At 50.6% G+C, this 25,662-nt stretch carries 30 protein-coding genes, 1 other RNA gene and 1 pseudogene; 11 read left to right on the forward strand and 21 right to left on the reverse strand.

Annotation, left to right across the window (positions count from 1 at the left end; all coding sequences use genetic code 11):
• Nucleotides 1–3 precede the first annotated feature (3 nt).
• The 4 genes from Q9O24_08010 to Q9O24_08025 form a co-directional block, all read right to left on the reverse strand.
• The gene (locus Q9O24_08010) at nt 4–678 is read right to left on the reverse strand and encodes a response regulator (GenBank protein ID MDQ7075080.1); all 675 of its coding nucleotides are present in this window, start codon (nt 676–678) and stop codon (nt 4–6) included.
• Entirely contained in the window at nt 653–2,332 is a 1,680-nt protein-coding gene (locus Q9O24_08015) for a histidine kinase (protein MDQ7075081.1), read from the reverse strand. The genes Q9O24_08010 and Q9O24_08015 overlap by 26 nt, the downstream gene beginning before the upstream one ends.
• Nucleotides 2,333–2,425: 93 nt before the next feature.
• Nucleotides 2,426–2,620, reverse strand: a complete 195-nt coding sequence (locus Q9O24_08020; GenBank protein MDQ7075082.1) for a hypothetical protein — start codon at nt 2,618–2,620, stop codon at nt 2,426–2,428.
• A 148-nt stretch (nt 2,621–2,768) separates the two neighbouring features.
• Nucleotides 2,769–3,038: a hypothetical protein gene (locus Q9O24_08025; GenBank protein MDQ7075083.1), complete on the reverse strand. Its 270-nt coding sequence runs from the start codon at nt 3,036–3,038 to the stop codon at nt 2,769–2,771.
• A gap of 192 nt (nt 3,039–3,230) precedes the next feature.
• Here Q9O24_08025 and Q9O24_08030 point away from each other — a divergent pair, with 192 nt between their 5' ends.
• Genes Q9O24_08030 through Q9O24_08050 form a run of 5 tightly spaced genes read left to right on the forward strand, consistent with a single transcriptional unit; the run spans nt 3,231 to nt 6,860 of the window.
• A complete protein-coding gene (locus Q9O24_08030) occupies nt 3,231–3,932 on the forward strand; it encodes a spondin domain-containing protein (protein ID MDQ7075084.1) in 702 nt (233 codons plus the stop codon).
• 15 nt (nt 3,933–3,947) lie between these two features.
• The gene (locus Q9O24_08035) at nt 3,948–4,655 is read left to right on the forward strand and encodes a spondin domain-containing protein (protein ID MDQ7075085.1); all 708 of its coding nucleotides are present in this window, start codon (nt 3,948–3,950) and stop codon (nt 4,653–4,655) included.
• 26 nt (nt 4,656–4,681) lie between these two features.
• Nucleotides 4,682–5,392 (forward strand): response regulator transcription factor, encoded by a 711-nt coding sequence (locus Q9O24_08040; GenBank protein MDQ7075086.1) that lies wholly within the window; start codon nt 4,682–4,684, stop codon nt 5,390–5,392.
• A 3-nt stretch (nt 5,393–5,395) separates the two neighbouring features.
• Nucleotides 5,396–6,670: a histidine kinase dimerization/phospho-acceptor domain-containing protein gene (locus Q9O24_08045; protein ID MDQ7075087.1), complete on the forward strand. Its 1,275-nt coding sequence runs from the start codon at nt 5,396–5,398 to the stop codon at nt 6,668–6,670.
• The gene (locus Q9O24_08050) at nt 6,663–6,860 is read left to right on the forward strand and encodes an ATP-binding protein (protein ID MDQ7075088.1); all 198 of its coding nucleotides are present in this window, start codon (nt 6,663–6,665) and stop codon (nt 6,858–6,860) included. The genes Q9O24_08045 and Q9O24_08050 overlap by 8 nt, the downstream gene beginning before the upstream one ends.
• Here the strand turns inward: Q9O24_08050 and Q9O24_08055 are convergent.
• The 13 genes and pseudogenes from Q9O24_08055 to rpiA form a co-directional block, all read right to left on the reverse strand.
• Nucleotides 6,857–7,723 carry a VanZ family protein gene (locus Q9O24_08055; GenBank protein MDQ7075089.1) on the reverse strand — a complete coding sequence of 289 codons (867 nt, stop codon included), beginning with the start codon at nt 7,721–7,723 and terminating at the stop codon, nt 6,857–6,859. The two genes, Q9O24_08050 and Q9O24_08055, sit on opposite strands and share 4 nt — an antisense overlap.
• 6 nt (nt 7,724–7,729) lie before the next feature.
• Entirely contained in the window at nt 7,730–8,278 is a 549-nt protein-coding gene (locus Q9O24_08060) for a hypothetical protein (protein MDQ7075090.1), read from the reverse strand.
• A 62-nt stretch (nt 8,279–8,340) separates the two neighbouring features.
• Nucleotides 8,341–8,749: pseudogene (locus tag Q9O24_08065) on the reverse strand (DNA-binding response regulator).
• A 12-nt stretch (nt 8,750–8,761) separates the two neighbouring features.
• Complete coding sequence (locus Q9O24_08070) at nt 8,762–9,958, reverse strand: TerD family protein (GenBank protein ID MDQ7075091.1); 1,197 nt, start codon at nt 9,956–9,958, stop codon at nt 8,762–8,764.
• Between the two features lie 57 nt (nt 9,959–10,015).
• Nucleotides 10,016–10,624 (reverse strand): TerD family protein, encoded by a 609-nt coding sequence (locus Q9O24_08075; protein MDQ7075092.1) that lies wholly within the window; start codon nt 10,622–10,624, stop codon nt 10,016–10,018.
• Between the two features lie 54 nt (nt 10,625–10,678).
• A complete protein-coding gene (locus Q9O24_08080; GenBank protein MDQ7075093.1) occupies nt 10,679–11,617 on the reverse strand; it encodes an HpcH/HpaI aldolase/citrate lyase family protein in 939 nt (312 codons plus the stop codon).
• Complete coding sequence (locus tag Q9O24_08085) at nt 11,614–12,747, reverse strand: cysteine protease StiP family protein (protein ID MDQ7075094.1); 1,134 nt, start codon at nt 12,745–12,747, stop codon at nt 11,614–11,616. Before Q9O24_08085 ends, Q9O24_08080 begins: the two co-directional genes overlap by 4 nt.
• Complete coding sequence (locus Q9O24_08090; GenBank protein MDQ7075095.1) at nt 12,744–13,505, reverse strand: HAD-IIB family hydrolase; 762 nt, start codon at nt 13,503–13,505, stop codon at nt 12,744–12,746. Before Q9O24_08090 ends, Q9O24_08085 begins: the two co-directional genes overlap by 4 nt.
• A complete protein-coding gene (locus tag Q9O24_08095; protein MDQ7075096.1) occupies nt 13,502–14,593 on the reverse strand; it encodes a phosphoribosyltransferase domain-containing protein in 1,092 nt (363 codons plus the stop codon). Before Q9O24_08095 ends, Q9O24_08090 begins: the two co-directional genes overlap by 4 nt.
• 99 nt (nt 14,594–14,692) lie before the next feature.
• Nucleotides 14,693–15,268 (reverse strand): TerD family protein, encoded by a 576-nt coding sequence (locus Q9O24_08100; GenBank protein ID MDQ7075097.1) that lies wholly within the window; start codon nt 15,266–15,268, stop codon nt 14,693–14,695.
• Between the two features lie 93 nt (nt 15,269–15,361).
• Nucleotides 15,362–16,393, reverse strand: a complete 1,032-nt coding sequence (locus tag Q9O24_08105; protein ID MDQ7075098.1) for a DUF475 domain-containing protein — start codon at nt 16,391–16,393, stop codon at nt 15,362–15,364.
• 83 nt (nt 16,394–16,476) lie between these two features.
• Nucleotides 16,477–16,926: a TerB family tellurite resistance protein gene (locus tag Q9O24_08110; protein ID MDQ7075099.1), complete on the reverse strand. Its 450-nt coding sequence runs from the start codon at nt 16,924–16,926 to the stop codon at nt 16,477–16,479.
• A gap of 139 nt (nt 16,927–17,065) precedes the next feature.
• A complete protein-coding gene (gene rpiA / locus Q9O24_08115) occupies nt 17,066–17,722 on the reverse strand; it encodes a ribose-5-phosphate isomerase RpiA (GenBank protein MDQ7075100.1) in 657 nt (218 codons plus the stop codon).
• Between the two features lie 153 nt (nt 17,723–17,875).
• Between rpiA and ilvA the strand changes: the two genes are divergently transcribed.
• Nucleotides 17,876–19,390 carry a threonine ammonia-lyase, biosynthetic gene (ilvA, locus tag Q9O24_08120; GenBank protein MDQ7075101.1) on the forward strand — a complete coding sequence of 505 codons (1,515 nt, stop codon included), beginning with the start codon at nt 17,876–17,878 and terminating at the stop codon, nt 19,388–19,390.
• 13 nt (nt 19,391–19,403) lie between these two features.
• Nucleotides 19,404–19,922, forward strand: coding sequence for a transposase (locus Q9O24_08125; protein MDQ7075102.1), 519 nt, complete (start codon nt 19,404–19,406; stop codon nt 19,920–19,922).
• 28 nt (nt 19,923–19,950) lie between these two features.
• Here the strand turns inward: Q9O24_08125 and Q9O24_08130 are convergent, their stop codons facing one another.
• The 4 genes from Q9O24_08130 to Q9O24_08145 all read right to left on the reverse strand — a co-directional run bounded on the left by Q9O24_08130 (nt 19,951) and on the right by Q9O24_08145 (nt 21,330).
• The gene (locus tag Q9O24_08130) at nt 19,951–20,532 is read right to left on the reverse strand and encodes a 5-formyltetrahydrofolate cyclo-ligase (protein ID MDQ7075103.1); all 582 of its coding nucleotides are present in this window, start codon (nt 20,530–20,532) and stop codon (nt 19,951–19,953) included.
• 19 nt (nt 20,533–20,551) lie between these two features.
• Nucleotides 20,552–20,738, reverse strand: a non-coding RNA gene (ssrS, locus tag Q9O24_08135) — 6S RNA.
• 31 nt (nt 20,739–20,769) lie between these two features.
• Entirely contained in the window at nt 20,770–21,102 is a 333-nt protein-coding gene (locus tag Q9O24_08140; GenBank protein ID MDQ7075104.1) for a cell division protein ZapA, read from the reverse strand.
• Nucleotides 21,103–21,330 (reverse strand): TIGR02449 family protein, encoded by a 228-nt coding sequence (locus Q9O24_08145; protein ID MDQ7075105.1) that lies wholly within the window; start codon nt 21,328–21,330, stop codon nt 21,103–21,105.
• A gap of 110 nt (nt 21,331–21,440) precedes the next feature.
• Here Q9O24_08145 and Q9O24_08150 point away from each other — a divergent pair, with 110 nt between their 5' ends.
• The 4 genes from Q9O24_08150 (at nt 21,441) to cas2 (ending at nt 25,648) form a co-directional block, all read left to right on the forward strand.
• Nucleotides 21,441–22,007, forward strand: a complete 567-nt coding sequence (locus Q9O24_08150; GenBank protein ID MDQ7075106.1) for a UPF0149 family protein — start codon at nt 21,441–21,443, stop codon at nt 22,005–22,007.
• An 80-nt stretch (nt 22,008–22,087) separates the two neighbouring features.
• Nucleotides 22,088–23,389 (forward strand): Xaa-Pro aminopeptidase, encoded by a 1,302-nt coding sequence (gene pepP / locus Q9O24_08155; GenBank protein ID MDQ7075107.1) that lies wholly within the window; start codon nt 22,088–22,090, stop codon nt 23,387–23,389.
• 2 nt (nt 23,390–23,391) lie between these two features.
• Nucleotides 23,392–24,618 (forward strand): 2-octaprenyl-6-methoxyphenyl hydroxylase, encoded by a 1,227-nt coding sequence (gene ubiH / locus Q9O24_08160; protein ID MDQ7075108.1) that lies wholly within the window; start codon nt 23,392–23,394, stop codon nt 24,616–24,618.
• A 751-nt stretch (nt 24,619–25,369) separates the two neighbouring features.
• Nucleotides 25,370–25,648, forward strand: coding sequence for a CRISPR-associated endonuclease Cas2 (gene cas2, locus Q9O24_08165; GenBank protein ID MDQ7075109.1), 279 nt, complete (start codon nt 25,370–25,372; stop codon nt 25,646–25,648).
• Nucleotides 25,649–25,662 lie beyond the last annotated feature (14 nt).

Raw genomic sequence — 25,662 nt, forward strand, 5'->3', positions numbered from 1 at the left:
TGTTTAACGCTCTCGATTGAGATTGATGTTTTTGGCGCGTAGGCCGTGTTCAACAGCCAGCACCGCCGCTTCTACCCGAGAATGAATTTTCAATTTGCGTAAAATGGCTTTGACGTGCAGCTTGACCGTGCCGTCAGAGATACCCAGATTGCGCGCAATCACCTTATTGCTCTGTCCCTCAGCCAATAGGCCAAGGATTTCTGTTTCCCGTGGGGTGAGTTCATCAAAGGGGCTGCGCTCCAGCGGCGCGGCGGGGATATTGCCCTGTACCACTTTGGCCAGCACAGGGGTTAGGGTGGGCGCAACCACGGTTTTGCCACCCATAATTTCACGCAGTGCCACCACCAGCTCGTCCGGTTCCATGTCCTTGAGCAAATACCCGCGCGCCCCACTGCGCAGTGCTTCGACCAAATCTCGTTCATCGCTGCTGGTGGTGAGCATTACAATCGGCACCTTCAGGCCGCTTTGACGCAGTTGGCGCAGCACCCCCAAACCGTCGATTATGGGCATTCGCATGTCCAATAAAACGATGTCGGGGGAGAGTTCTTGTGCCAAACGAATGCCTTCATGACCTTCACCAACGGAGGCGATGACCTCAATGCCGCGTCGTCCGAGTAGGCTCTGGAGACCTTCACGAAACAGGGTATGATCATCAATGACGATAATGCGTAAATTCATAGGGGTTCTTTCTGTTGACGTCGGTTAAAGAATTGGGTGTGGTTTTATTTGGGTAGTCAAAGGTAAGCACAATGCGCGTGCCTTCACCGCGTTCGCTTTCGATCTGTAATTCCCCCCCAATACGAATGGCGCGATCTTTCATAATGGTCAGGCCTAAATGCTCTCCCTGAGCGTTGGGGCCTGAGGGGGAGTTGATGCCGACGCCATCGTCTTCCACCAAAACCCGAAACTGGCCGTGATGGTCGCCGCTGAGAAAGACACGTACCGCCTTGGCTTGGCTGTGTTTGCGAATGTTGGCCAAGCTCTCTTGTACAATGCGCAAGACCTGCATTTCTACCTCGATGGGCAGGTTGATGTTGGGCCACTCTTTTTGTAAAAAAATCGGAATGCTGGAGCTGCCACGAAAACGTTGAATGACCTTCTCGACAGCGGGGATCAGACCCCGTTTGTCCATTGGCGCGCGGAAGTGAGCAATCAACTCGCGCAGCTCGGTGTTGGCTTCGTCGAGGGTGTTTTCGATCCGCTCCAACTCTTGCCATGTGCTGGCTTCGTCTTCTTGGTGCAGGGTTTCATCCAGCACCCGCACTTGAAAACGCATGCTGACCAAGGTCTGCGCCAGTGAGTCGTGCAGCTCGTTGGCCAGTCGGGTGCGCTCTTCCATAATGGAGAGGCGGTTGGCTTCATCATCTAAACGGGCTTTTTCAATCGCCATGCCCAGATGGCGGCCAATGCTGATGAAGAGCTCTTTGTAGTCGTCCCAAGCAGCGATGGTTTCGCGGCTGACGAACAAATTGTAGACCCCCAAGGTGCGATCTCGGTATTGCAGCGGCACGGCAATCATGCCTAATGTATTCTCTTCGTCATCGCTGAAAAAAGCGCGTCCAACGATTTTTCCGCAGGGCAGCAGGTCGTTTTGCCAGATGTTTTGTTGTTCGCTGTCGTTGGCCACCCGCCCACAGAGGCAGCTGTTGGAGGGTACGATCTGTTCACGCTCTTTCATGTCATCGTCTAGCCCTAAGCTGGCCACTAAGCGCATTTCCCCCACATCGTTTACCAATCTTACCGCCGCTGCGCGGGCATCAATGGCGTCTTTTAAGGTGTGTAAAAAACGGGTGAGCAGGTCATTGATGTCTCGAGAGGCGTTGATGCTGGCAGCGACATCGTAGAGAATCGCCAGTGAGCGGGTTTTTTGTGTGGTGTGGGTGGTGTGTCTTTGCAGCTGTTGTTCGGTGTCTTGTGCCAGAGTGTGCAGCATTTCGCCTAAGCTGTTGATGTCTTCGATCAATTCGGAAAATTCACCGTGTTTGGGGACGGCGATGCGGGCTTTTAAATCACCTCCACGCATGCGCAGTACCCATTCGCGTAAGTGTAACAATGGCTCGACGAAGTCACGCCAGATAACCGTAAAACCGAATGCAACCAGAGTTAAACCCAGCAGGGAAGTGATGGTGCGCAGATTGTCAGCAAAGTCGTTATGAGCCTCTGGCAGGATGAGGTTGTAGATGCCAAGCAAGGCTAAAATGACGCACAGACCCAAGGAAATAATGGTAAGGCGGTGATGGGTGAGAAATTCGTAGCGCCGTTGCCAGTTAAGGTTGGTATTGGCGCTGGATGCGGTCTCTGTATTCGAGTTGTTGTTGGAATTATTGCGCATGTCAAAAGCCGTGGGTCTGCGCCCAGAGTCAAAAAGGCAGTATAACAGCGAATAATGCCTCTGGGTTTATTCCCAAGTTTAGAGTGTTTCGCGTTAAGTGCAGCCCTCGTCGTCGTCATCCTCGTCCTCATCGTTAACAACGACGGCTTGTTCAGCAAGATCATTGCTGGGAGGGGGCGCTTCGGCAGCAGGGGTGTTGAATAACATGTTTGGAGTGGCTTGAGCGCTGTTGGCCAAGCTCAGGTTCAGTAACAGCAGCGTGATGGCCAACGGTAAGGTGTATTTCATCTCTCTCTCCACGTGACCCAAATTGGGTCAAAGTTGTGTTGTATGCCTGCTTTCTTGCTGAAAGTTAGGCTTAAGAATGTTCTATGGGGAGTAGGGTCTCAGTTGAGTTCGGATAAAAATAGTATTTTTGCCCTTTTGAAGCTCTGTTTTAGCGACTTTTGACGGCGTGGATCACAAAACGGCGTTCAAAATAGACCGTAAACTGAGGGTAGTGCCAGCGGGTGATGGGTGGTTTACCTACCGCTGATTCGATCTGCATCGGCTCGCCAAGTTGTTCGCGCACCGTTTTCATGCTGGTGCCACGCTCGGGCATGGTCTCTTCGACGGTGCGAGTGGGAATATCAATAACCTCAGCGGTTAAAATAGGGCTGCTGAGACTCAAGGCAAAGGCCAGTAGGCTGGCGTGAAGAGTGGGCATGGTCGACTCCTTTGGGGTTTCTATTTTTATACCTGTGGTGATCGGCACTGGCAACCCTTAGTTTGATCTAAACAGGCCAGTTCATAACTCTATTTTCTGTTGTGATACTTTTGTTATCAATCAGAGACACTCCCGTGATGTTTGTTGCCGATGATGCAGGCTCCACAGTCGATACAACAGAGAGAATGCATCATGAAAACATCACTACACGGTTTGGTTGTTGCAATGGGGCTTGTGCTGTCCACCTCCGCCATGGCCGCCGACATCAGCGTGACCGTTGAGAACTTGAGCCACGGCAATCACTTCACCCCGTTATTAATCGCCGCTCATCCGGCGGCTACACATCTGTTCCAAACGGGCAGCGCCGCTTCAGCTAATTTACAAGCGATGGCCGAAGGGGGGGATATTGCCGGTTTGGTCGCGGACATGGCCGCTGGCTCTGCTGATGTGATTGAAAACCCAGCGATGGGTCTGCTGGCTCCAGCAGCATCCAGCAGCGGCACGTTGATGACCGCTACGGCCAATACGCACCTTTCTGTGGTGTCGATGATCTTGCCCACCAATGACGGTTTTATTGGCCTCAATGGCATTGAAATTCCGACCGCAGCAGGCACCTACGTCTACTACGTCAACGGTTACGATGCGGGAACCGAAGCCAATAATGAGTTGGTCAATGGCGGTGGCGCAGCCAATGTTTTGGGTATTCCGGCCGATCCTGGTGGAGCCAACGGCAGCGGTGGTACCGGTGTGACCACGATCGAAAGCAATATGACGGTACACATTCATCGCGGTGTGTTGGGTGATTTTGATCCTGCTGGCGGGGTCAGTGATCTGGACTCCAGTGTGCATCGCTGGTTAAACCCCATTGCCAAAGTGACTCTGACCGTTAATTAATTTTGGAGAGGGATCATGAACATTAAAAAGATCATTACGACCTTAGGTCTCGCCAGTGCCGTTATCGCTTTACCGGCCTGCAACAGCTCAAATAATACGGTTACTCCTGCGCCAACACCGCAGATGTACACGGTGACGGTGAGCAATTTGACTCAAAATCAGCCCTTGTCGCCCGTTGCGCTTATTTTTCACGGCAGCGTGTATCGTGCTTGGATGAGTGCGCAAGCGGCCAGTGTGGCGCTGGAACAGTTGGCCGAAGGCGGCGATAACAGCGCCTTGTTGGCCGATGCCGATGCTAATGCCGATACGGTGTTGACTCAATCCGGTGCGGGAGTGATTCCTCCCGGTGGGTTTGAGAGTGTCACGGTGACTCTGGATCAAGCCACTCGGATGAGTTTGGTGACAATGTTGGTGAACACCAATGACGCGTTTACCGGCCTCAATACCCTCTCGTTAGCAGCGATGAACGTTGATGATACGCTGAGTCGTGCGGTCACGGCTTACGATGCGGGAACCGAGTTGAACGATGAGTTGATGAGCAACATCCCAGGGCCCGCTGCGGGTGGCGAAGGCTTTAATGCAGCGCGCAACGACAGAGTGGATAAGGTCTTGGTTCATGCGGGGGTGATCAGCGTTGATGACGGTTTGACCACGTCGGCATTAAACGAATCACATCGGTTTGATAACCCAGTGGCGCGTATTACAATCACGCGTACCCAGTAAGGTAACAGGTCAGGTTGGAAGCTTCGATGTCCGAAACGAAAAAAATATTAGTGGTGGAGGATAACGCCGATCTGGCCAGTTTAATTCAGCTGCACTTGCACGATCTTCATGCAGAGGCGGATATCGCCAAAGACGGTGGTCTGGCAGTGCAGCTTTTTAATCAACAGCACTACGATTTGGTTATTCTTGATCTGATGTTGCCGGTTTTGGATGGCATCAGTGTCTGTAAAAAAATACGCGAAACCTCTTCTACAGTCCCGATTGTTATCTTAACCGCCAAAAACAGCGAATTGGATCGTGTCTTGGGCTTGGAGATTGGCGCAGATGATTATGTGACCAAACCCTTCAGTATTCCCGAATTGATGGCGCGGATTAAAGCTCGTTTTCGCAGCATTGATGCCTTTAATGAACATAAAAACAGCGCTGAGCCTATTTTGCAGTTTAAGGGACTGCGTTTGGAACATAAAAAACGCTTGGTTTATGTTGACAACAGAGCCGTTGATCTGACCGTAAAAGAGTTTGAACTGTTGGCCTTTTTTATGCGCTCACCAAATCAAGTCTTCTCTCGAATTCAACTGCTGGATAAAGTCTGGGGCTATCATTACGAGGGTTATGAACATACGGTCAATACGCACATTAACCGCTTGCGTGCCAAAATTGAAACCGAAGCAGAAAAACCAAAGTACATCATCACCGTTTGGGGTGTGGGTTATAAATTTTCCAGCGAGATAGATTAAATTATGTGGCACAACCTTTACAATAAACTGGCCATAGGTCTAACTTTAATTCTTCTCTTGGTAGGGTTGTTGTATGTCGGGGTGGTTCTCTCCATCAATAAAAACAACAGCCTCTCCACCGATCAGGCGCTGAATCGAGAGCTGGCCAAGCATCTGGTGGCAGAGAGAAATCTGGTGGCGGAAAACCGCATTAATCAGGCCGCGCTTAAAAAAGCCTTTATGTATTACATGAATATCAATCCAAGCATTGAGATTTATTTGTTGGATTTGCAAGGAAAAATCCTCTCCTACTCCGCTGAGCCTGGAAAAGTGAAATTAAACCGCATTTCTTTGGCACCTTTGCATGAGTTTTTTGCGGCTAAAAACTTCCCTATTTTGGGTGATGATCCGCGTAATTATGGCAAACAGAAGGTTTTTTCTGTCACACCTGTGCCGAACAAACAGAATCCTGAAGGGTATCTGTACGTTATTTTACGGGGTGAGCAATTTGATGCTATTGAGGTGGTGGCGAAAAACAAACGTCTTTTGACACTGAGTATTTGGTTGATTGGGGTCAGTCTTGGCATAGGTCTGTTGGTTGGTTTGCTGGGGGTCTACTTTATTACCCGTCGTTTGAAACTGCTTTCTCAGTCAGCAGACGTATTTTCCCAGAGCGGTTTTAGTCAGGCTGTGCCGTTGAGCTTCTCGGCAAAAAACGGTGACGAGATTGATCGACTGGCTGAGACTTTTAACCACATGTCAGCGAAAATCGTCCAGCAGCTAAAATCACTGAAAAAACAAGACGAAGCCCGTTGTGAAATGGTGGCCAATATTTCACACGATCTGCGTACGCCGCTGGCGGCGCTGCACGGTTACATTGAAACTCTGATCTTAAAACAGGCGAGTTTAACCGCAGAACAGCAACAGCATTATTTGAAAAGTGCCCTGAACAACAGTGTGCGTTTAAGCCAATTGATTGATGAGTTGTTTGAGTTGGCAAGGCTGGAGTCGGCAGAGACTAAGGCCAAAATGGAGCCGTTTTCCATTGCTGAGCTGGCTTCTGATGTGATTCAACAATACGCGCCTATTGCCAGTGAGCAGAATAATCGCTTAAGCATGGAATGTTTTGAAGCTCCGCCTTTTGTTAGTGCAGACATTGGTATGATTCAACGGGTCTTGGAAAATTTAATTTCCAATGGTTTGCGCCACACAGAAAACGGTGCGGTTGTTTTAAGCCTCAGCAAAGCACACGAAAAAAATCAATGTGCGTATCAAAGATACCGGCTTGGGAATGGCTGAAACGGAGTTGAACAATATTTATCAACGTTTTTATCAGATCAATAACCCCGAGCGCAGCGGAGACAATTCAGGTTTGGGTTTGGCCATTGTCAAACGCATTATGCAGCTGCATCAGATTGAGATTGTGGTGGAGAGTGCGCTGGGAGAGGGCACCTGTTTTAGTTTTCAGTTGCCCGTGGTGAATGTCTAGCCGGAGGTTTGAATTTGTCGTCGTAATGTCAAAAACCACGGCAGATAACCAAAAGGGGTAAAGCCAACCACAAAACCCAATATCACGCCTGAACCCGACATCACCCCATGTTTCAGATGAAAAAAGCCGTTAATGTAGTGCTGGTAATACAACTCCACTGCTAAAGCCAAAAGTAGAAAGAGCAACAGCAGCCCCAAACGTGGCCATAAACTGGGATAAAGCTGCATAAAGCCAAGAGTGAAAACAGAAAACAGCAGAAACCGATAGCTGTTGCGTCCGAGAAAATGCAGGCTGGTTGCGTCGCGTAAATCGTCACAGATCAGCAGCAAAGCCGGTAGCATTAACAAGAAGCCAAGCCAAAACCAGAGACGATGCCACTTGATGGAGAGTTGCAGCTCCACCCGCTCAGCAGCGCCACCGATACGACTCTGTTTGAGAATCTGTGGCAAGGCTTGACGTTGACCCCGCAGCCAGGCCTCAAAATAGAGCAGCAGACGGCTTAAAAAGCCAAAACCCAGCAACCATGCCAGACCGACACCCAAGGTATTGGCCAACATATCCCAATAATCAAAACTGCGATAAGAGGTTAAACCTTGCAAAAATTCAATGCCAATCCCTTGGCCAGCGAAGAGCAACGCCAATAAAAAGCGGTGTCGATGACGTGGGTAGAGCTGCATAAACCAACCCATAGAAGTGCCATAAGCCACCATGTGTAAAAATTTATCGCTGTGGGTGTAACCCCAATCACCTTGCAAAGCAATCAGCGACATTAGCGTAACCGTACCGACCCAAAGGCAGCCGATAAAAAACCAGAAACGCCACCAATGCAGTTGGTAGGGTGTTTGAATTTCCTTATTCGTCATTGTATGTTACGCACCCGCAGCGACTTTTAGGGCTTGCAGTTCCTCAAATGCCACTCGAATGGCTTTGATATAGAGCTGCCCCTTCAAGGCAAAGGTGCTCATCTTTCTTTGTATGCTTAAGGTCTCCAAGCGAGCACTCGCATAAAGAGACATAAAAATATGATTGCTCTGCGTTCGAACGACTTTTGTCGGCGATTTTGCTAAGGCCGTATTCGATTTGATGTTTTTATGCAGCAGTTCAACTTTCTTTGTAAAAACTTGGCGGTGTAAAAGAACGGGGAATTCCAGACCTTTTACCCACCCTTGTATGGGCTTTTCTGACCAAAGTAAGGAGTCAATTCGAACAAAGCGACCTTGTTTTTTATCCTCTAAACTCAACGCAACCAAACGATTGCTTTTCAAGGCTAAAATAAACTTATTTTTTAGCTTTTCGTGGATAAACTGCATGTTTTCACTGGAGGAAAACCAACTGTCTGCCAAGACGTAACGCCATTTGAGCTGATTTTTACGGCAAGTGAGCAACATGTTTCTTAACATCTCATTTTTTGTTATCACACTCTTTCTTTTCTCCTTTTGGCTTTTAATATCACTGAACCGTATCGTCAAATATCAGTTATTCATGAGCTCTCTGCTAGGCGGTAGCCGATCTTTCGTATGGTGTGCAGCAAAGGGTGTTTAAAGGGTTTGTCTATGGCTTGTCTTAGGTGATGGATGTGGGTTTTAAGCGCATCGCTGTTGCAGGGGTTGCCCCCCCAAATTTCATCTTCCAGCTGTTCCCGTTTGAGTACATGGGGGGAGGCTCGCATTAATGCTTCGAGCAGTTTGAGTGCTATGGGGTTGAGTTTGATGGGTTGTTGATTGCGCTGTACTTCAAAGGTTTGGGGGTTAAAGCTGAGATCAGCAACAGATAGAATGAAGCCCCGAAATTCCGTCTTGAGCAGGGTCGGTGAGATAGCCTTGTTCATCAAGGTAATCAACCATGTTGGCGAGAATGTCGGGGTTGTCTTCAATGACTAGTATTTTCATGGGTTTTTGTCGTTATTTACTGCCCGCACTCCATTTAAAACCAAATCCATAATGTTCATCGGCCTCTTTATGCCCTTGATTAAAATAACGCTCCTCTTTGGTGATCTCAAATTGGGAGCCGTTGCGTTTAAAGGCGGCGGCAACACAGAAGCGCGCTCGTGGGTCGGGGGCGTTGAGCTGGATTAAGGTTTCATTGCCGTGCGGATCTTTGATGGTCAAGCGCCCATCCACCGAGCTGAAATCATCGGCACCTTCGTAAATCATGGCAAACACAACCATAAAGTCGATCAAATCGGGGCGGTAGACGGTGAGGTTTTCGCCATCATGGGCGCTGCCGCTGCGGTCGTCTTTGTCCAATAATATATAGGGCTCTTCAAATTGCTCGCCAAAGTTGCCTCCCAAAGGTTGAATAACCCCTTGTTGGCCGTTGTTCATGCGGACAAAACAGCCCAGATCCAAATCCGGTGCTTTTGCGCTACCAAAACCAAACAGGCCTTTCTTTTGGCTGCCGCTGTTCCAGTTTAGATTGATTTTAATGGGTTGGGGGGCGCTGGTTTTTTGCAGTGAAATGGTTTGGCTGTCGCCCTTTTTTTCCAGAGTAATTTTACTGAGGTTGAGTTTACTGGGTTTTTTCGCCGGTGCGGGGTTGGCAGCAGGAGGAGGGCTATCGTGAATCTCTTCACCACCAAAGTAGGCCAACAGGGCGCTGAGACCGCCGTTGAAGCCTTGAGCGGTGATGCCAAAACGCCATTCTTTTTTTAAATAGAGGTCGCCGATCAGCAGGGCTTTTTCTTGTTTAAAGTGGCTGCCATTAAATTCAAATCGAGCGAGTTCCTGACCTTGGCTACTCAAGCGTAAATAGCCTGTTTGAATCTGTGCCATGGTGGCTGCGCCATCCAGCGTTGCGGTAAAGGTCAGTTTTTGGATGTTGGTGGGCAGTGTGCTGAGATTAACGGTGAAGGTTTGTGTCTGTTGGTTGCCGTTGTGTTGTTTATCTTGGATGACAAGGGAGCGACAAGGGGATGCGGTTTGATTAAAAAAAATAAGGTAACGGTCATCGGAGAGCGTGCCTTTGTCATCGACCCCAAAACAGGAAAAATCCAGTTCAACGGCCTGTTCAAATTGGAGGGAGAGGCTCACTTCGAGGCTGGTAAGGTCGCTGGTGAGGGCGGCTAAGGTGCTTTTTTGGCCTGCTATAAAGGATTTCATGGAAGAAGTCTGCCGTACGAGGCCATGACCGATTAAGGTCATGGCGATGGAGGGGTGTTAGAAGTGGCTTTTTGAAAAGGTCTCTAAGGTAGCCTCCAATTTTTTATCATCAGTGGCTTGACCCAGTGAGTTGAATTTCCACTCGCCGTTCTTTTTGTACAGTTTACCCATAATCATGCTGACTTTTCCAGCAAAAGTGCTGTCATTGGCAATGTCAAATGTGGCGAACACATCGTTCACTTGAGTCGGGGTGCCTTCGTAAATGCGAATGCAAGCGAAAGGGATGTCTTTGAAGTCTTGGCCTTGAAAGCTGTTTAAAATAAACGCCAATTGAGAGACTTCTGGTGCCAAACGAGCCAAGTCAAGATTGATCACTTCGTTGTCCAAGCCATCATCGCCGTCCATGTCACCGGTCAGATCGTCACCGGAGTGCTGCACACCCAAGCATTTGGATTTTAAGTTGCCAAAATAGACCAAGTCGATCATTTTTCCCGCTTCGTTGAACAGACCCACAGAGGCATCGAGATCGACGGCGACCATTTTTTTACCGCCAAACAGCCCTTTTTTCTCCATTGCTCCCCAGTTCACGCCAATGCACATTTTTTGTAATGCAGAGCCGTTTTTTTCCAACGAAATGCGTTGTCCTTTTTGCAATGAAATTGCCATTGGTAATATCCTTTGGGTTTATACCCGAGTGGTTAAAATGAAACGAAAAATGAATTATTTTAAATGAGTACCGTTGTTTTGATTGTGTATAAGGTGAGCTGAATTTTTTGTTCGATTGTGTGCCAACTGCAAGGTGCGCTGTGCCCAATTTGCATGACAACTTTTTTCCATCATCTCACCGTCCATTAAAAACACCGCTGCCGCGTGTGTGTCGATGACCGCCGCAGCGTGTTGTTGGTGTTGGGCAGTGTAGTGGCTGTAATGGCGTTCGATGACGCTGACTTGCTTGGGGTGGATGGCTGTTTTGGCGTAAAAACCGTAACTGATGTCGCGTTCCAGCTCTTGGCTGAGGGTCTGTTCATCGTCAATAAAATCAAACACAGGGGCGCTGAGATTGTAACCAAAGGGTCTAAACGCCAGAATTAATTGGTCGATGATCATGCGCAACGGGGTGTCGTAGGCGATTAAACCAGGTAGACGTTTAAGCCCCATTAAATTAAGCAGATCGTTGCCACCAATGCGCAGGCAGACAATGGGCAGAGTAAAATCGTCCAGCAGGCTGCGTATTTTGGGCAGAGCCACGCTGTCGAGCACCTGTACGGTCTCCAATGTGGGCATGATTGAAAAAACGCTGTTTTGTCGTAACAGTATTTTTTTATAGCCGTGCAGGCTGCCAAGGTCGGCCTTGGGAAGGACGAAGCCGTCGATGTGTTCGATGCCAGGCATGGCTAAAATTTCGGCCAATACCTCGGCATTGCGCGGGCGAATAAAACGTCGCACCGCGCAGCTGGGGGTCAGGTGTTTTAGGCTGTGGCGCAAATTGGCCAGTGCGCTGGGCAGCTCGTCTTCGGTGACGGCATCTTCACAGCAAAAGACCATTGAGCGAGCTTGAGAGGTGCCTTGTTGTAGAATTGTGGCCAGTTTGGGATGGGTACACGGCATGTAGAGTGAGGCTCCCAGCTCAAAATAAGAGACGCGCGTATTCTGCTTCACACGTTGGCCTTTAAAACATTTTTAATTAACGCGCAGGCGTTGAGGGGCATTGTCGGACGTTCTAAAATGGGGATCTTTTTTTCTTCCGCCAGTTGACGCAGGTGCGCTACATCGGCTGAGTTAGGCTCTTTGAGCAGCAGCAGATCGGGCACACGGCGGAGCATGACCCGAGTTGCTTCAGATATTCCGGGTTTAATGCGGTTGATGTCGCTGATTTGGAATTCTCGTTGCAGATCGTTTAAAAAATGACTTACGGTGGTTTGGCGTTGTGCTTGGCTGGTGGGCAGTTCGGCGGCGCAGTGGCTGGGGTCTACCTCTGCCATGACGGTGTCGATGAACCAGTTGGAGCAGTCCACTGCGTGTAAATGAGAATAACGGACGCAGCCGTGAAAATCATCTTTTCCAACGTGCGTATTCAAAATAGAACGTGAAATTAAGCCGGAGACGGTGGAGTTCATTAGAGCATTGGGCATGGTGTAGTCGTCAAACGTGGCGGCCACATCGGCGCTGCCGCCGATGTCAGAGACCACAAACAGTTCTGGCGCAATGTGGCAGCCTCGGCTGCGATTGTATTGCTCAATGCTCTGTTTTAATTCGCGGGTGATGACCCCTTTGGCGGTCCAGCCGTCAATAAAGACCAACGATTGATCGGTTATTTTTTGTTGCTCAAGCAGGTAGTCTAAGGCGACGTAGTCTAGGCCTTTATCTCGAATAATGCTGATGCTGTAGTGAACGCTGTTGATTTTAAGGTGTTGTTGAAGGGTGCGCTGCAACAATACCCCGATGGGGGTGCCTGCGCGTGCTAAGGAGAGCAGGCAGATGGGGTTTTTGCTGTCTCTGGCGGAGGCAATTTTTTTTGCCAGCGTCATGATTTCTGCGGCCAAGCGGCGTTTGTAGCGCTGGGTCATTTCTTTAAAGAGCTCGGTGTAGGGGGCACTGGGAGCCGCTTCACGGTGAATCATTTCGGAGTAGTGGGCTTGCCCCGATTGAATCAGATATTCTTTGTTGGCTACGCTTTGAAAACCGGCGGGCACGGTTTTGAGTAAAAAACGGCAGTCGTCGGCGCGGTAACTGCCGAGCAGCGGTTCAGGAAAGATGCGTTTTTTTTGCTTTTCTGCTGCGTGTGTCATGTGCCCATCCAGTGATCCAGCTGACTGCCAATGGGAAAAAGACCGAAGTGCGTTTGGCGTAGAAAGGCCAGATCGGAGACGGAGTCGCCAAACCCCATAACCAATTCGTGCTTATGAATCTGCAACTGCTCGGTGACAAATTGCACCGCTTTGGCTTTGCAGGTGTAGGGTGGCAACAGGGCTAAATTTGCGCCGTTGCGGTGCCAGCGTTCGCCCTGTTTGAGCTGCGGTTTCAGGTGCTCCATTAAATAATCGAGTTGACTCTCTTGATAATGTAAACGGTCGGCTTTAATAGAGAGGTAGGCGGTCATGCCTGCTTCGGTAATGGGGTGACAGGCAATGGGAAACGCCTGTTGCTTGATGTAGCTGTTCAGTGTTTCGTTGAGTCTGTCGAGGTGTTCTGCCCACGCGCTAAGGTCGTGGTTGTGTTGTTGTGAAGCGAGCCACGTTTGACAGGGTTGGTTCTCTTCGGTGAGTACCATCGCTCCGTGGCTGACGATGCGGTAACTGTGAAAGTCGTCCAATAAAACGCGATCCATTGCCGCTTGGTTACGCCCCGTGACCGGAATCAAAATGGCACCGCCGGTTTTTAACAGTTGCAGCAGTAGGCGTTGTGGCGGCGTGGTGTAAGAGAGTGGTTTTTGTTCACGATCCACGGCACCGGCCAGCAGATGGCTGTGATCGGCTAATTTGCGTTTGGTCTGAATCAGGGTATCGTCCAGATCGGTAAAAATCAGGGTGCGGGCGTTTGCGTTCATGGCTTGGTCTGCGGGTTGTGTTGTGTTGTTAACAGTGGTGGTAGACCGTGCTGCGCTCGTTGGCTTTCGTCTTCCAGCACAAAGAGGCTCTCTCCTGCGCTGCTGTGTTGAAAATTGTAAAGATAGTGGCGCAGAGGGCGTTCATCAATGGCAAAACTGAGTTTGTTGCTGATGCCGTCGGTGTGAGCGATGGGGGAGCGGGTGGTGGATTGGAAATGCACCAAACGCCCCTGTTTTTCGGTTGCTTCGGCGATTAAAAAAGGCAAATAAAGGTGTTCGCCATCACCGATGACGGTCAGAGGATTATCACCGGCAACGGGATGAACAGCACCTTGATAGGGCATTTTGAGGCCGAAGCGTCCCAGATCCTCACGGCCTTTAACGTGGCTCAGGTCGCGATCCACGTCGGCGGGCAGGTGAGCTTGATACGTGGGGTTGGGAGTGAAGCTAAACTGGCCTTCCAGCAGGGTGACAAAACGTACCGGCACGGGAAATTGACTCAGTTGTTGGCGTGCTTGTTCATCCAGCCAACTGACCAAGGCGACGATCACAACTTCTTTGACCTCGGGCAGTTTGGGCAGCAGTCGTTCTGCCAGCCGTTGCAGGGTTCGGCCCGTGGTGATTTCATCGTCCACTAAGATCAGGCGTTGGCTTTTTTGTATGTCGGCTAATAGGGCAGGGTGTGGCTGATAAAAAAGATGATCAACGGCGTGGCTGTGGGCTTCATCCAGTGACAGCCACAGGAGGTGATCGGTCTGGCAGCGGGTGGTGTGTTGATAAAAAACCGCCGCGTTTTGCACTCGACTGAGGCTGTCGGCCACTCCGGCTCCTAAGCCGGTGGCGGTTTCGGCCATGCCGACCACGTAGCTGCGGGTTCCGGCTTGAATCAGTTGGGCTAATTCATCGTAAGCCGCGCGCATGGCTGAGGGGGCAACAGGCCAATGTTTGCCTAAAATTTTGGAGATAAACAGAAAACCTCGTTTGGGGTTTTCACGACTGGCAAAGGTTAATAATTCATCTAATGATCGGCGGCTCGTGTGGATGGAAATGTCCAGTTGTCCAGCGGCAATGGTGACAGAAAGGGTCATAAAAGGGAGCCAAAAAATTAAAATAAAGAAGGGTTATTTGGAAGTGTGAGCGAAAATCCAAGAGGATTTTTGCTCACAGGGGCTTAAAAAGCCAAGGGGTTACATATTAACGCCGTACTCGTTGGCCATTGCAGATAGACCACCGGCATAGCCTTGACCGACGGCTTTGAATTTCCACTCACCGTTGTGGCGGTACAGTTCGCCAAAAATCATCGCGGTTTCGATGGAGTAATCTTCGGTCAGGTCGTAACGGCAGACTTCGTTGCCGGTTTCGTCGTTGACGACCCGAATGAAGGCGTTGGCCACTTGGCCAAAGTTTTGGTTGCGGGCTTCAAAGTCGTGAATGGTGACGGTCACGGCAATTTTGTTGATTTCTGCGGGTACCGCTGCCAGATCAACTTTGACGCTTTCATCATCGCCATCACCTTCGCCGCTGCGGTTGTCGCCCATGTGATTTACCGAACCGCACTGTGAGCTGGCTTGGTTGTAAAAAACAAAGTCGTGATCACCACGGACTTTGCCGCTGTCGCCAAGTAAAAAGACCGAGGCATCTAAATCAAACTCGACACCGTCGGTGGCGCGTTCATCCCAGCCCAACCCGATCAGAATTTTTTTGATTCCAGGATCGGTTTTTTCCAGTGAAAGATTGCCACCTTTGGATAACGAAATTGCCATAATTAAACTTCCCTTCGTATAAAAAACGACAGACGGATGCTGTCACGGAGCGATTACGGGTTTATTGTAACCGCTAAATAAAGTGGTGTGTGATTACTGAGCAGCTTTGCTGTTTTCTTGGCGTTTGATCAGCCATGAATGGCCAAATGCAACGCCGATAAACCCCGCACCGATGAGGCCGGTAAGCACCTCTGGGATGTGCGTAAAGGTTTTAAGAATCATGATTACCGCCAAGGCAATGATGGCGTAAAAAGCCCCGTGTTCCAAGTATTTGTAAATGGATAAGGTGCCTTTTTCCACCAACATGATGGTCAAAGAGCGGACAAACATAGCACCGATACCGAGGCCGATGGCGATGATAAACAGGTCGGTGGTGATGGCAAACGCGCCAATCACACCATCAAAGCTGAAAGAGGCATCGAGGATTTCCAAATACATAAACATGGCCAAGCCGCTTTTGGCGGCTAGACCTGCTGCGGCGCGTTGTGCTTCGCGGTTCTCCATCCATTTGGCCAAGGAGTGAATGGCCAAATAGGTGAAAATACCGCTCAGAGCAGAGGCGATGAAGCCGTGTCGGTCGGCTTCTTGCAGAGCGCCGTAGGCCACACTGAGGATCAGACCGGCGGTTAATAACACCGTCATGTAGGGGATTTTCCCCAATGCCATGATCGGTTTTTCAATCAGAGGGATCCAGTGCTCTTTTTCATCGTCCAAGAAAAAGTCTAGGCCAACCATTAATAAGAAAGAGCCGCCAAAGCCCATCAAGTTAATGTGTGCTAACTCCATATGGTGGGCATAGACTTCAGGGGTGTTCATCGCAATATTAAGGGCTCCCCAAGGGCTTACTTGGGCAATGATGCTAACAATAATGACCGGAAACAAAATACGCATACCAAAAACGGCAATCAGCATCCCCCAGGTCAGAAAGCGTCGTTGCCATTTGGGGCTCATGTCTTTTAATACGGTGGCGTTGACCACCGCGTTATCAAACGACAGAGAAATTTCCAATACGCACAAAACGGAGACCAAAAAGAGGGCTTCAAGCCCACCGATGTAAAAGGCCGCAGTGATGCCAATGAAGGTGACGATAAAGCTGCCAGTGAAAAAGCGTAAATTACCGCTCATAGGTCTGTACCTTAAAATAAAGCATAAAAAAGACCCCCGCCGATATTGAAAGCGGAGAGGGTCGAGGTGTGTTGCTGTTGTGCTTAGTCGATAAAGTCGTTGGCATCCAAACCCAGTTCACGGCCAATTTTGATCACCATCGCTTTTTCGCTTTGATCAAAATCGCCATCGGATTTACCAATGGAGACCACCATTCTCAGTACCAGACGGGCTTCGTCGTCTTTGCCTTTGATTTTGGCCAGCGCATCCATTGCTTTGGCTTCGCCCATGTCCAGATCCATTTCCAATGCGGAGAGGTATTCGTTAAAGGCTTCCAGTACATCGACGCGGCTGTAGATGGAGAGAGCGGGGTTGTTTTCGATAAAGACGCGCATTTTGTCTTTTTCTACTTGATCAATGCTGCCGTCGGCAAAACTGACCAGCGCACTGCCGGACATGGCGGCGTGCAGGAATTTTTTGGATTTGAACTTGAGTGCGTCGGTTTTCAGCTCAGAGAGTTTGTCGCTGCCACGTTGTAATAAATCTTTAAACACGATGGGTGATTCCTTAATGGTTGAGTAGAGAGCAGCCTTATGAGCTGCCGTTCTTTGGCTCGGGCTGGCTCGAATGGAGAGAGACCGTGCAGCAGAAGAAAAGTTTTACCGTCGGCCTCTTTTTTTATTCGTCAGCGGTTTAGGTGATGATTCGAGCACCGCCTTCTTGACCCAAAATCAGCACATCCGCTGGCCGTTGAGCAAAAATACCGACGGTGACCACACCAGCAATGGCGTTGATGGTCTGCTCCAGATGAACCGGTTGCATGATCTGCAGGCCGTGAACGTCAAGGATCAGGTTGCCGTTGTCGGTGGTGAAGCCTTCACGCAGCACCGGCTGACCGTCCAGCTTAACCAATTCTCGTGCCACATGGCTGCGCGCCATCGGGATAACTTCGATGGGCAGTGGGAAACTGCCCATCACATCCACCAGTTTGGATTCATCGGCGATGCAGATGAATTTTTCGCTCGCGCCAGCAACGATCTTCTCGCGGGTCAGTGCGCCGCCGCCGCCTTTGATCAGATGCAGTTCGCGGTTGGATTCATCGGCACCATCGACGTAGAGCGACAGCGGGCCGGTGTTGTTGAGTTCCATCACCTCGATGCCGTGACCGCGCAGCCGCGCAGCACTGGCCTCAGAGCTGGCCACAGTGCCGTCGATCTTGCCTTTGAGTTTGGCCAGCAGGTCGATAAAGTGGTTGGCGGTGGAGCCGGTGCCGATGCCGACAATCATCCCTGGTTCCACGTATTCAATCGCCGCTTCAGCGGCTTGTCGTTTCAAGTCATCAGCCGTCATGGTGATTCTTCCTAATGCGAAAAGGGATTCATCTTACCTGTGAACGATAAGGGATGAAAGTCGCGTGCGAATTAGGGTGGTGTTGCTGGGGGTGATGGCGCAAAATGCCGAGCCTTTTTGCGCAAACTGCCCCCTTGGTATTACGATACGATTATGACTGACCGTTACATAAAAAAAATCCTCTCCGCTCGTGTGTACGACGTGGCCAGCGAAAGTCCGCTGGAATACGCTCCCAACTTGTCGCGCAAGCTCTCCAATCGTGTGTTGTTAAAGCGTGAAGATCAGCAGCAGGTCTTCTCTTTCAAGCTGCGCGGCGCGTACAACAAAATGTACCAACTCAGCCAGCAGGGCGATTTGGTCGGAGTGATTGCCGCTTCGGCGGGCAACCACGCTCAAGGGGTGGCGCTGGCGGCGAAAAAGTTGGGGGTGAAGGCGATCATTGTCATGCCACGCACCACCCCTGCGATTAAGGTGGAGGCGGTCAAAGCGTTGGGAGCCAAGGCGATTTTGCACGGCGATGCTTACGACGATGCCTACGCTCACGCCCGTGAGCTGGAGCAGGAGAAGGGGTATCCTTTTATTCACCCTTACGACGATGAAGATGTGATTGCCGGTCAAGGCACGGTGGGGTTGGAGATCTGTCGTCAGCACCCCGACCGTGTGGATGCGCTGTTTGTCCCCATCGGTGGTGGCGGCTTGATCGCGGGGGTGGCGGTGTTGATGAACTACCTGCGCCCTGAGGTGAAGATCATTGGTGTGGAGCCGGACGACGCCAACTCGATGCAGTTGGCGCTGGCGAAAAAACGCCGCGTGGTGCTGGATCAGGTGGGTATTTTTGCTGACGGTGTGGCGGTGAAACAGGCGGGCAAAGCGCCCTACGATCTCTGCAAAAAATACGTTGATGAGGTGATCACGGTTTCGGTGGATGAGATGTGCGCGGGCATTAAAGAGATCTTTAATGAGACGCGCACGGTGACCGAACCGGCGGGGGCGCTGGCGGTGGCGGGGCTGAAAAAATACGTTGAGCGTGAAGGCGTAACGGGCCAGACCTTGATCGCCATCAACAGCGGCGCGAACATTAATTTTGATCGATTGCGCCATGTGGCAGAGCGTGCCGAGTTGGGTGAGCAGCGGGAGATGCTGTTGGCGGTGACCTTGGCAGAAAAAGCGGGCAGTTTTCGTACCTTTTGCCAAGCGTTAGGACGGCGGGGAGTGGTGACGGAGTTTAATTATCGTTACGGCGATGAGCAGCAGGCGAAAATTTACGCCGGAGTAAAAATCGCGGGTGAATCGGAGCGCGGTGAGCTGTTGGCGCATTTAACAGAGGCCGGTTATGAGGTGTTGGATTTGAGCGACAACGAAATGGCCAAAACCCACATTCGTTATATGGTGGGTGGTCGTGCGCAAATGGTTCGTGATGAGAGGCTGTTTCGCTTTGAATTTCCCGAACGTCCGGGTGCCTTACCGGCCTTTTTAAATCAGGTGGGCAAGGGCTGGAACATCAGCCTGTTTCATTATCGCAATCACGGCTCGGCTTTTGGACGGGTTCTGTGTGGCATTCAGGTGCCGGATCAAGAGTATGAGCGGTTTTTGAGTCATCTGGAAAAATTGGGTTTTGCGTATTGGAATGAAAGTGATAATCCGGCCTATCGGGCGTTTTTGTTGTAGGTTAAAATGGGTTATGAAATACGATCCAAATATTCATCACCGCCGTTCAGTTCGTTTGAAAGGATTTGATTATGCGTGCTGTGGGTTGTATTTCGTGACCATTTGCAGTCAGAATCGGTTGAATCTGTTTGATGATATTTTAGACCATATAATGGTTTTGAATACTGCGGGAAAAATGCTTAATAAAATATGGCAGGGTATGCCAGATCAGCACAAAAATATTAGGCTGCATGAGTACGTTGTTATGCCGAATCATTTTCACGCTATTATTGAAATTACATCCGTAGGGGCGGATTCTATATCCGCCCGCACTGGACTGGGAACCGTCGTTCAGACGTTTAAGCGTTTTACCACGGTGGAATACATAAAAAGGGTGAGGCAACATATTCTACCTGCCTTTGATGGAAAAATTTGGCAGCGAAATTATTGGGAGCATATTATTCGTAATGAAGATGAATCCACCCATCTTGCCCAATATATTATGGATAACCCTAGAAAATGGGCGTTGGATAAATTAAATAACGGTGTTTAGGCATCAAGGGCGGATATGGAATCCGCCCCTACGCCGTAACCACACAATCTAAAGCCACATCCCAAGGCTCTGCTTCCAGAGTTTCAACCTGCTGGAATCCATGAGCAAGGCCAACCAACAACGGTTTTTTACCCTGTTTATTATTCTGCTTAAATTCAAAGGTACGGTCGTAATAACCGCCGCCCATGCCGAGGCGATTGCCCTTGTTGTCAAAGGCCAGCAGCGGCACCAAAACCAAATCTAAATTTTCTGCTTTGATTAATTGTTCGTTGGTTACTATCGGCTCGGGAATGCGAAATTGATTGGCCTGCATTGGGCTGTTGTGCTGGTAAGGAGCAAAGTGCAGTTGGTGGTCATCGGTGAGAAGGGGCAGATAGAGGTTTTTGCCGAGTTTTTCGGCGTGTTGCAAAATAGCTGCGGTTTCGATCTCGCCGCGCACCGACCAGTAGGCAGCAATGTGCTGGCTGTTGATAAATTCGGCTCGCTGGAAGAGCTGCTTTTGAAGGGCTAAAGCAGAGTGCTGCTGCTGTGCGGGTGTGAGTTTTAGGCGACGTTGAATCATCTGCTGGCGCAGAGTTACGCGATTTGGTGGGTTTTTGGATTGTTTCATAACGGAAAAAATAAAACTGAATCGCTCCGTAACCGCCGTCGCTGAAAACCGACCTTGAACTGGGAGAGTTCAAGTGGGAGTAGGTGAACGATATCAGGCTTTCCGCCGTGGCGGACGTGCACAACAACCGCGATCAACCCAGTTCCCAGAGTACGAAATTAAGCTCAAGGGCATAATGGCTCAACTGACCAACAGCACAGAGCGACTCAACTCCATAGTCCAATAAAATGGCGGGATTTACAAGCTACTTTTATCATTAATTTCCTGAGGCTCTGCATCGGCATCAAGGGCGTGTTGGATTTTAAGTTGCAAATCATCCAGTTGCTGATGAATTTGTCCGTTGTCTGCTTGCTGGTGTTTAAGCTGCAACAGCTCATGAGCGATGTTGAGCGCGGTGACGGTGGCCAGACGGTCGGTGCCGATGAATTTGCCCCGGCTGCGGATATCGCTCATTTTATGATCTAAGTACTCTGCTGCTTCTAGCAGTGCATTGGTTTCTGTTTCGCGGCAAGAGACTTGGTACTCACGATCTAAAATAGTCAGTTTGACTGAAACCTGTTCATCGCTCATCTACTGCCCCTCCATGCTTTTTAGGCGTGAGATCATTGCCTCGACGCGGTTGCGCGCCAGTTCGTTTTTTTCAACCAACTGGGCGCGTTCTAAATGGAGCTGTCGCGCTTGTTCTTTGAGCAGGCGGTTTTCATCGCGCTGCTGTTGGCACAGAGCCAACAGTTGATCCAGTTGTTGCTGTAGTTGAACCAGTTTTTGCTCAACGCTGAGTGGGGATTGATTTTCCATAAAGCGATAGTAGGGTGAGTGGGCGTGAGGGTCAATCCTCATGCGCGTTTATGCCGCCTTAGTCGAGTGCTAAGATGGCGTTTTTTTATTCTTCAAGAGACCACCTTCTTATGCCAAACCTCGATTACCTTGTAGTGAATGACGCACTCTCCCGCATTGATGCGGCCATGAATGCGGCGGAGAGCCACGCCATGTTGTGTGGGATGCTCTGTGCCTGTGGCCGTCTGGAGGCGGATGAGTGGTGTAAAAAGGTGCTGGAAGAGCAGGATGAAAACAACGTCTTGGTGCAAGAGTGTCGTCGTGAGTTGGATAAAGTGGCCGCGCAGGTGCAACAGCAGTTGGATGACCGAGAAGAGTTTAGTTTGCGTCTGTTTTTGCCCGACGATGAAACTCCGATGGCGGAGCGCGTTGAAGCCTTGAGTAAGTGGTGTGAATGTTTCTCCTTTGGTTTGGGGGTCGCAGTGCCGGTCTGTTGCAACGGCGATCTGCCGGAAGAGAGTCAAGAGCTGCTGAAGGATCTGTTGGAGATTTCCAAAGCGGTGATGGACGATGAAGAAGAGGATGAGGTGGAAGAGGAAGCGTATATGCAGATTTGTGAGTACGTACGCATGGGGGTGTTGTTGATTCGGGACGAGTTGCAGCCGCTGCGAGGTGAGATTCCAGCAATTAAACATTGAGATGGATTGCCGCTTTCGCGGCAATGACGAATATAAGCGCCACAATGACGAATATAAGCACCACTCAAAACAGGATCACTATGAATAAAAAAGAGTTTGTCAAACGTCGTAAGCAGTTGATGCGCAGTGTGGGTAAAGAGGGCATCGCCATTTTGGCCGCCTCTCCCGTGCGCCAGCGCAACCGTGATGTGGAGTACCCCTATCGTCAAGAGAGTGATTTTCTCTATCTGAGTGGTTTTTCGGAGCCGGAGGCGGTGCTGGTGCTGATACCAAAACGCCCCGCAGGCGAGTTTTTGCTCTTTTGTCGTGAGAGCGACCCTGAGCAGGAGATCTGGCACGGGCGACGTGCGGGGTTGGCGGGTGCGGTGGAGGAGTACGGTGCCGATGATGCGTTCCCTATCAGCGATATGGATGAGATTTTGCCCGGTTTGATGGAGGGGCGTAAGCGGGTCTTCTACACCATGGGTCAAGATGAAGGGTTTGATCGTCGGGTGGTGGAGTGGGTCAATCAATTGCGCGCTAAAGTGCGTTCGGGGCTGCAAGCGCCAAGCGAATTTATCGACCTTGATTACCATCTGCACGACTTGAGATTGTTTAAAAGCCGTTTTGAAGTGGCCACCATGCGCGAGGCGGCGCGTATTTCGATGCGCGCACACAAACGGGCAATGCAGATCTGTCGTCCGGGAATGATGGAGTACGAGCTGGAGGCGGAGTTTCTGCACGAGTTTCGTTCTGCTGGAGCGGAACCGGCCTACTCCTCCATCGTCGGTGGCGGTGAGAACGGCTGTATTTTGCACTACACCGAGAACAATCAAAAGCTCAATGACGGCGAGTTGGTGTTGATTGATGCCGGTGCGGAACACGAAGGCTACGCCTCCGATGTGACCCGCACCTTTCCCGTTAACGGTCGTTTTAGTCCTGCACAAAAAGAGATCTACGAGTTGGTATTGGCTTCACAAGAGGCGGCGTTTTTGAAGTGCAAACCAGGTAATCACTGGAACGATCCTCACGAAGCGGCGGTGAAGGTGTTGACCAAAGGGCTGGTGGAGCTGGGCTTGCTGAAAGGCAAACCGGCGGCTTTGATCAAAGAGGCTGCGTACCGGCAGTTTTACATGCACCGCACCGGTCACTGGTTGGGGATGGATGTGCATGATGTGGGTGAATACAAAGTGGGGGATGGCTGGCGCTTGTTGGAGCCGGGCATGGCGATGACGGTGGAGCCTGGGTTGTACATTACGCCCGCTCGCGGGGTGGCAAAACGCTACCACAACATCGGCGTGCGCATTGAAGATGACATTGTTATTACCCGTGATGGTTACGATCTGCTCAGCCGAGGCATTCCTAAAACCGTGGCAGAGATTGAAGCTGAGATGGCGAAGTAGCGATGCCTGATCAGAGCAAGTCCGAGCACGATGCAGAGTACGATCTGATTTTGGTGGGCGGCGGCATGGTGGGCGCAACCCTCGCCTGTGCGCTGCAACAGAGTGGGTTGAAAATCGCTCTGTTGGAGGTGTATCCGTTTGCCTCAGCGCAGCAGCCGAGTTACGACGACCGTTCCACGGCGCTCTCTTTTGGCTCCCGGGGGCTGTATGAAAAGCTCGGTCTGTGGACGGAGCTGCGGGAGGGGGCGACGGCGATTGATAAGATCCACATTTCAGATCGTGGCCATTTTGGCGCGGCGCGGCTGGACTGTCAGGAAGAGGGGGTGGATGCGCTGGGGTATGTGATCGAGAACCGTATTTTGGGGCAGGTGCTGGCGGAACGTTTGGAATTGCAAGGAGGCATTGAGTTGATTATGCCCGCGCAGGTGGAGCGGGTGGAGAACGGCAGCGATGGGGTGACTGTGACGCTGCAACAGGCGGGGGAGTTGCGTTGTTTGCAGGCCAAGTTGGTGGTGGTGGCGGACGGCAGTGAGTCGGCGCTGCGTCAGCAGTTGGGTGTGCCGACGGAGCAGAAACGCTACGGCCAGACGGCGATTATCTGCAATATCAGCACGGATCGTCAGCATAATAACGTCGCTTATGAGCGTTTTACCGACAGTGGCCCCTTGGCGCTGTTGCCGCTTTCGGCGGGGCGTTGTGCTTTGGTGTTGAGCTGCCTTGATGAGCAGGTTGAGGCGCTGTTGGCGCTCAGTGATGCGGAGTTTATCGCTCATGTGCAGCGGCGTTTTGGCCATCGCTTGGGGTATTTTACTCGGGTGGGGCGGCGTTCGAGTTATCCGTTGCAGCTGCTGGAGACAGAATCGCAGCAGCAGGGGCGGGTGTTGTTGCTGGGCAACGCAGCGCGCACCCTGCATCCGGTGGCGGGGCAGGGTCTGAACTTGGCGCTGCGGGATATGGACGCGCTGTTGGAGTCTCTGTTGGCGGCGGCGCGCAGCGGTGCGGATCTGGGTGCGCCGGTTTTGCTGGCTGAGTTTGTTGAAGCGCGCCGTGCCGATCAGCGCCAAGTGGTGCGCATCACTGACGGTCTGGTGACGCTGTTTTCCAATGGGTTTGCTCCCGTGGTGGCGTTGCGTGGTGCGGGGTTGTTGGCGTTGGATCTGCTGCCTGCGCTGCGTCATCGTTTGGCGAAACAGATGATGGGTTTGGGGGGACGGTTGCCTCGTTGGTAGTGGGAGAGGGGTCGGTTTTAAACCTACCTGTGATGATTGTGGCGGTGTCACAGGGTAGGGCGCATTAACCAAGGGGCAATGCGCCGATAAATTCAAGCAAGAGCAAAGCCCCAAGCAATCGGGGCAATGTTTCAAACGTTCAACTATTCGTTATCAGACTCCGTTTCCCACTGAATTTCTCCGCTTTCACTTGCACTCAAATCACGCATTGGGCTATCTCCTTTAGATAACGATACCAGATTTCTTAATCCCTTCTTCATTAGGGCAATGTTTCAAACTCTTAAAAATACACCTTTGTCAGATACAAACATCCTTTCTAGTCAACACCCTAAAACAGCGGCATCACATCAGGTGGGCGTACCAATCATTGACGCTTAATTTCAAAAAAAACTCATTTGTTGTGCTCCTCGTTGTTCGATGAGTGAAGTCTAGCGGTTTCTATGGGCGTTATGGATTTGGCAAGCTTGTCTTATCTTTTTTTATGAGGTGGTGCGAAATCTAGCCTCGTTAGAAGGGGTCTGAGACTTTAAGTCTCCATGCTATGGCAGACCTTATGGATTCCCGCCTTCGCGGGAATGACGGGAGTGATGGGAGTGATGGGAGTGATGGGAGTGATGGGAGTGACGATGCACTTCTTTTTAACCAACTGTGTAACAGCCGTTAAGAATCGCGGCGACAAGCTTGCCATTTCACCTCTTTATTTCCCTTTCGCTTATTGTCGCTCTCTCAAGTTTAGGGAGGGGGTTTTTTGATGAAAAAACGGGCGGCCATTATCGCGTATGACATTTCTTGTGATCGTCGGCGTTATCGGGTGTTAAAAATTTTAAAAGAGTGGCGTTTGGATGGGCAAAAATCGGTGCATGAGTGTCTGCTGAGCGAGTCGCAGGCCGAAGAGCTGTTTTTGCAACTTGCGGAATTTATTCAGGCAGAGGATCGTTTGTTGTTGGCGTGGTTGCACGGTCATCGTGAGGGATCTTCCCGTGGTGTGGGACAGATGGCGGTCAAAAAAGGCATTATTTTGCTCAATTAGAGGGAGCGTGGTTG

It is taken from the genome of Gammaproteobacteria bacterium, assembly GCA_030949385.1.
Taxonomy (GTDB): domain Bacteria; phylum Pseudomonadota; class Gammaproteobacteria; order JAUZRS01; family JAUZRS01; genus JAUZRS01.